The 5,448-nt window shown below is 56.2% G+C and carries 7 protein-coding genes; all 7 read right to left on the bottom strand.

Annotated elements, in window-relative coordinates:
• Window positions 1–151: 151 nt before the first annotated feature.
• Window positions 152–760 (bottom strand): tail fiber assembly protein, encoded by a 609-nt coding sequence (locus FN633_RS06700; protein WP_154057183.1) that lies wholly within the window; start codon window positions 758–760, stop codon window positions 152–154.
• Window positions 760–1,608, bottom strand: coding sequence for a tail fiber protein (locus FN633_RS06695; RefSeq protein ID WP_154057182.1), 849 nt, complete (start codon window positions 1,606–1,608; stop codon window positions 760–762). Before FN633_RS06695 ends, FN633_RS06700 begins: the two co-directional genes overlap by 1 nt.
• Window positions 1,608–2,288, bottom strand: coding sequence for a baseplate wedge 1 family protein (locus FN633_RS06690; RefSeq protein ID WP_154057181.1), 681 nt, complete (start codon window positions 2,286–2,288; stop codon window positions 1,608–1,610). Before FN633_RS06690 ends, FN633_RS06695 begins: the two co-directional genes overlap by 1 nt.
• A complete protein-coding gene (locus FN633_RS06685; RefSeq protein ID WP_154057180.1) occupies window positions 2,285–3,484 on the bottom strand; it encodes a baseplate J/gp47 family protein in 1,200 nt (399 codons plus the stop codon). Before FN633_RS06685 ends, FN633_RS06690 begins: the two co-directional genes overlap by 4 nt.
• Window positions 3,484–3,837 (bottom strand): contractile injection system sheath initiator, encoded by a 354-nt coding sequence (locus tag FN633_RS06680; RefSeq protein ID WP_154057179.1) that lies wholly within the window; start codon window positions 3,835–3,837, stop codon window positions 3,484–3,486. The genes FN633_RS06685 and FN633_RS06680 overlap by 1 nt, the downstream gene beginning before the upstream one ends.
• The gene (locus tag FN633_RS06675; protein WP_154057178.1) at window positions 3,837–4,592 is read right to left on the bottom strand and encodes a Gp138 family membrane-puncturing spike protein; all 756 of its coding nucleotides are present in this window, start codon (window positions 4,590–4,592) and stop codon (window positions 3,837–3,839) included. The genes FN633_RS06680 and FN633_RS06675 overlap by 1 nt, the downstream gene beginning before the upstream one ends.
• Before the next feature lie 54 nt (window positions 4,593–4,646).
• On the bottom strand, window positions 4,647–5,448 hold an 802-nt coding region (locus FN633_RS06670), incomplete at its 5' end, for a baseplate hub protein (RefSeq protein WP_243731481.1).

Here is a 5,448-nt window from a genome sequence, read left to right as displayed (position 1 = left end):
GGTAAACCCGGCTGGGTTGATGAGGTAACAGCTGACTGGCACGTTGAACTGGCACTTGAAGATATCAGCGAGGAAGCAAAAGCAGAATTGTCTGCGTGGATGAATTATTAACGTGAAATTAAAGCCGTGAACGTGTCCACGGCCCCTTTTATTAAGTAGCCTGAGAAACCGGAGGAATAGGCCATTTAATATTTGGTACGGCGTCAGGATCTAGTGATTGCAATTCTTTAATATAGGTCAGCCAGAGTATCAAGCTGACTTTATCTTTATCACTGATAATGTCTAACTGCAGCTCTGTTTGCCATAGGCTAATCGTTTTTTGCGCCTCAGCCAGTAATGCCGATTGTTTTTGCTCTGCTTTTTCCACATCGGCTGCGTGCTGCGCTTCTGCATCCGTCACCCACTCATTAGTATTCCATGTATCATATGGTGTGGCAGGAGCCAGTTTGGTGGTGTTTATCGGGTATTCGCCAAGCAGATAAATTGTTATAGCTTCGCCTGATTTGGTGCTATACACCGTTTCACCACGATGATCGGGCACGTATTCCCACGAGGTAGAATTAACCGTCCGGCTAATGGCAAAGCCCATTTTGCTTTTTCCCGGAGCGTCTGAGCATGAGTTAGCCGGTAGGCCGACACCAACGGGCAAATATTCTTTAGATGATGATAAATACTCCCGCGTTTCACCATCATAATTGAACACAGTCATATCACCGGCAACAGTGGCTATAAAATCGCTGTTTAATTTTGCAGTCGCCATTACGCTGCCCTCACAATATAGTTAAACGCAATGTTACGCGGGCGTAACGTTATCCAGGCACCATAAGGGGTACTTAATGCAGCCGGTATCTGCGTAGCAGACATACTGTTATCCGTTAAAATTACACCAAGCTCCCCACCATTTGAGGGAATTCGTGCGCCAATCGGCTGCTGGTGCGCAACTGAATCAGCAGAAACGAATGGTGTACCAATAGTTCCTCCTGTTGTTGTCTCATCAACTCCAAAATAGTCCAGTGCAGCAGTCCTGATCCCTGTAGCTTGTTGAAATGATAATAGACCCCGATCACTATCAACTCCGCGCCCGTCATCCCAGCCACGGATAAACTCTCCACGCAAATCAGGTAATCTAAGCACCGGGTAGGCCAGCGCCAGTTTAGGATATTGAGCGGCTGTGAACGCAGCTCCGTTGCATTTAAGCCATCCGATTGGTGGCGTCGCAGACAACCAAGGAATGGGGACACCAACCGGCAACGCAGAGCCTTCCCCTAAACCAAGGTATGCGAGAAGCCCGGACACTGACTTACCGCTAAGATTGGTCAGCGTGGCGTCTGCGGGCTGGAAATCTTTTCCCAGGCCGCTCACCAGCTTGGCGATGAACCCAGCCATGTCGCCGTCGTCCAGCACGTCCTGCCCGGTTTTATTGGCGACGTACTGCGCCAGAGCCGCCGAAATAAAGCTGGCCTGGCGAATCGCTTTATTCACCTGGGCGCTGGAGGCTTTGCCAGATTGGAAACCGGTAAACAGCGCCGGGAGCGATGCCCACTCTGCCTGCGCCGTTACGTTAGCACCTGCCCCTGTTGCGAAGGGCTTAAAGTCATTTGTTGCCATTAGAGTTTTACTCCCCATGCGCCGCTATCGAAGCCGACGATATAGTCGTTATCCATGTCGAAGCCGAAAAATGTCGAGCCTACGGATGGTGTGAGAATGGATGGTGTCAAAATATCGCCAGCCCAGACGCCGGCGGCCTTGACGGTTAAGTATCCCTGTTTGATAGCGGCAATAAGCTCCAGCGAGACGTCTGCTATATCGGTCTCTGGAAAAACCCATACCGCGATGGTCATATCCTGGTTATCAACAATCTGCATCCGCAGCCCGGAGCCAGCGGTGGCCGCATCAAGAATGGCGGGCAGGGAGTCGTTCTGCCCATCCCAGCTGTTAATGGCGATTTTGGCCTTCAGAATGATGCGGTAGGTCTCATCGCTAAGGGTGGTGTAGCCCGCATCGGGATCGTAGGGTCCTTGCCATACGCCCTGCTCATACCCTAAGCCATCGGTATCCCAGCAGAAATAGACCCCGGATATCGGCTCGCTAACCTGCCGCGACCTGCCGATCCACAGCCCCAGAATATCGAGCTGCGCGCCGGTCGCCTGGTCAATGTCAAACGCCTCAATCAGGCCTGCGACCGCAGCCGAGGTGTCAATCAGCGGTCGGGTACTGAGGTCGATATGGTTCACAAACCGAGGCCGGGTAGCGTGATAGTTGGTGATGAATTCGGTGTATTTACTCATGACGCCACCGTTATCGCGATATTGGCCGCGCTGCACGAGGCCGATTCGTTATAGGCAATGGCAATATTCGCTGCCGCCACGCCGGTGGCCGATCGGCCAATCCGCAGCGAATTGATGTCGTAAAACCGGCTGCTCCCTCCGCTGACGACGCCGAGGTTAGCCGGGGAGTAAACACGGCTCAGCAGCACGTCATCGCCAATGCTCAGGCTGTTAACGTAGTCGGCGATAGCCTGTTTAATCTGCTCCCCTACTTGAGTGGTGTAGCCCGGAAAGACGCTTAGCGTTATCGCCGCGTAAATGGGCACGTTGGTTGAACGCGAGAAGCGGATAACGTGCGGGTTGCCGTAGAGATCGGCAACGGTAACCGAAGTCGATCCGAACGTGCTGACCCCCTGCCCCTTCTTGCCGCGCAGGGTCTGCGCAATCGCCGTCACGTCACCCCCATCAACGATCGCCGACAGAGAGTGCGCCGGCAGCCCGTTGCTATCCGCTACGCCGGTATCGTTTTCATACAGCTTATGGCGAGTCACCCCAGCCACGTTAGCAATCGCTCCCTCCAGCGCCTCGAAGGGGGTAATGGATGAAATGGCCACGCTCTGCGCCTGGCGGATGCGGATCTGTGCGTCCCGCTCTGCCTCAACGCCAGGCGTGGCCGACATAGCGTTCGATACCGTAAACCAGCCCAGCGTGGGGGTGGCGATGCGGGTGATGCTGCCCGCTAGCGCCTCCACAGCCCCGGCGATCGCACAGGTAGCGGTGACGGTCACGGCTCTGCCGCTGCCAATGGTGACGCTGGCGGGTAGAGACCAGGTAACGCCCCGGGTATCCTTGACGGAACCGTTAGTAATCGTGGTTCCCGTTTGACCAGTGAGCTTAACGTCCACCGTCGAGTGGGTAGCCGCCTTACGTACGATCCCGTTAATTTTAACGTTACGCGTCAGGGCATCGCTCATGGCGGTGGCTGGCGAGAAGGAGTTATAGACCTGAATAGCCGTGTTGTTGGCATCGTGTACCGCCAGTGCGACAAGCGCTACCATCTGCCCATCTTTGCTATCAGGTTCCAGGTACGCATCCGTACCGTAGATCTGCTGAAAGTAGCCGGTAATGTCAGCGAGAATTGCCTGATAATCAGGCGCGCTGATCCCCTGGTCAGTTACCCTCGCGGATAACCCCAGCGTGTCGAGATTAAGTGCCATTATGCCTCGCTTGTAACGGTGGTGATCCCGTAGCGGGTGTCAATTGTCGCGGTGAATATCACGCGGCGGGATGAGGTGTTGAGGGTGGTATCGAACGCCTGAATGGCGCTTACGCCCTGGGTTTCCAGTATGCGCTGGCGAATGGCCAGGCTGTAGATGTCCGGGCTCTGCTTGCCCAGCACGGACTGGATCCATGGGGTTCCCTCGGTGACATCAAGAAACCACTCTCCATACCAGAGCATAAAGCGGGTTTTAACCGCATGCGCCACCGCCTCCGGTGAATTGACGAGCCAGGTGTCATCACCGCTGCCGAAGGTGTAGTCGCCGTCACTATTTTCCTGTCGGTACTGCATTAGTTGGGTCCTCCCGTGTTGCCGCCGCCGGTCTGCACCCCGCTGTGGGTGTGCGTCATCAGGCTTTTCCCTCCTGCCTTCACATCGTTAGATACCGTGACGGGGCCCAGCAGCGTTGCCGTACCGCCTGCGGCCCCCATTCCCTGCGACAGGCTGCCGTTGATCGTGACGTTGCCGTTAAGGGTGATAGTCGGTGAGGTCACGATGGTGCCCCCCTGCGCGGTAGCGGTAAGCGTCCCAGGCGTGGTAAGGGTGATGTCATGGCCGGCTGCCACCTCGACGAACGCCGCGCCATCGTCGGTGCGCAGCTGTGCAGCACGGGTGCTGATATTGCCGATCTTTTGCGCCTGCGACATGGGACCAACAAAGCAGATCGCATCAGAAAGATCGTGCATGCGATCGTCTACCGGCTCCTGTACGCCGCCGCTCTGCCACCAGAAATCGATGCAGCGATCGTTAAAAATCAGCTCGCACTCGTCGCCGGGCCTGACCGGAAAGGTCAGGGTGCAGCCGCCACCGCGGGGAAACGCCACCGGTACGTCCACCAGCAGAGGATAGTTTTGCGTTGTCCGCCTGCCGTCGATATCAATATGCACATAGCGAATGGCGGGCTGCACCACCGCGGTGACGGCGTCAGGATTGAAAGATTGAATAATGCCCGGCATGGCGACGCGGAGCTGGTTTTTGATGCTCTCCCGCTCGGATTTAAAGGCGTCGGAGAGGTCGCCGCTGCGGGTCTGATCTGATATGGACATAGGATAAGCTCCAGAAAGCAAAAACCCGCCGGGCGGCGGGCTGTTTATCATTAGCTAAGCGCTGGCTGGCGGCGTCTTGTTCGGAGACGGATCCTCTACGCCAGGCGGCCTGCAGACCATCTCCATGTACCACTGCTGGCCCCGGGTGTCGCCGGTATAGATAATCTCGCGCACGCTATAGACGCCGTTCGACACAGGCGGATAAGGTATGCGCTGGTCAAGCTGCACCAATCCTAACAGGCGGATATTGGGGTTAATCAGCACCTTCACCTTTATGCCGTCATCAATCGCCGTCGGGGAGCCAATCAGCCCGGTAGCACTGCTCAACAGGATAGCCTCATGCACGTACTCACGATCGGCAACCATCTGCCGCTTGCCATCCACGAACTGCCAGGTGGCGTTGCACTGGGCGGCCAGGTTATCCATCAGATGCCGGGTCATGCCAAACAGCACCCGGCCACGCGGATAGACCGTACCGGGCATTTTTGGCGTCAGCCCCTCCGTAATGCCCTCGATGGACCAATCCTTCATGAGTAGGCGGTTATAATCTGCCAGCGTGTAGCCCGCTGACAGTGTCTGTGCGGTGGTGGTGGTAATAAGCGCTTTGATACTGTCCGCTGCCTTAATCTGCACCCAGGTGGCGAGCTTATCCTCCTCTCTTCCGGTCTGCGTTGAGTCGATTTGACCGCTAAAGATCATACCGTAGTTGCGCCCGTCGCTCTGCCCGACCGCTGTTGGGTCAACCTCGCGCACTTTACCCACGCTGCTGGCCGCTGCGTCCGGGGCGATGCCGTCGTAGCCAGCAATAAGCCGAAGGTGAGTAAATTCCGGCTTGACGATCCGGTTTACGGTTGGC

This window comes from Pseudescherichia vulneris, from assembly GCF_902164725.1.
GTDB classification, from domain to species: Bacteria; Pseudomonadota; Gammaproteobacteria; order Enterobacterales; family Enterobacteriaceae; genus Pseudescherichia; species Pseudescherichia vulneris.
Note: the sequence above shows the minus strand (reverse complement) of the source record. Positions and strands in the feature narration are given on the sequence as shown.